Annotated in this window: 1 protein-coding gene; it reads right to left on the bottom strand. The window is 75.1% G+C overall.

Annotated elements, in window-relative coordinates; genetic code table 11:
- Positions 1 to 397: ABC transporter permease (locus AC1DSF_RS31185; protein ID WP_478184177.1), on the bottom strand; the 397-nt coding region annotated here is incomplete at both ends.

Raw genomic sequence — 397 nt, 5'->3', positions numbered from 1 at the left:
GGCCTGTTCGCGGCGGAAGTCGCCGACGATGCCGATGACCGTAAAGGGTTCGCTGCCGACGAAGACCGCGGGGGCGTCGTCGAGGCGGGTGATGCCGAGTTGCCGGGCGGCTTCTTCGCCGAGGACGGCGACCCGGTCGTGCCGGGCGATATTGCCCGCGTCGTAGAACCGTCCGGCGATGATCCGGCCGCGCAGGGCGTCGGGGAGGCCGACGGTGGCGGCGGCCACGCCGAGTGCGCGAGCGGAGACCGTGGACGGGTCCTGGATCGCGTTGGCGCGGACCTGCGGCACGCTGCCGGGTGCCGCCTCGGCAAGCGCGACGGCGGCGACGGTGCCGTTGAGGCGGGCGAGCCGGTCGGGAGCGTCCCAGCCGATGAGCGGCCCGAGGCCGGGGACC

The sequence above is a fragment of the Variovorax sp. 01N429 genome (genome assembly GCF_056399425.1).
Note: the sequence above shows the minus strand (reverse complement) of the source record. Positions and strands in the feature narration are given on the sequence as shown.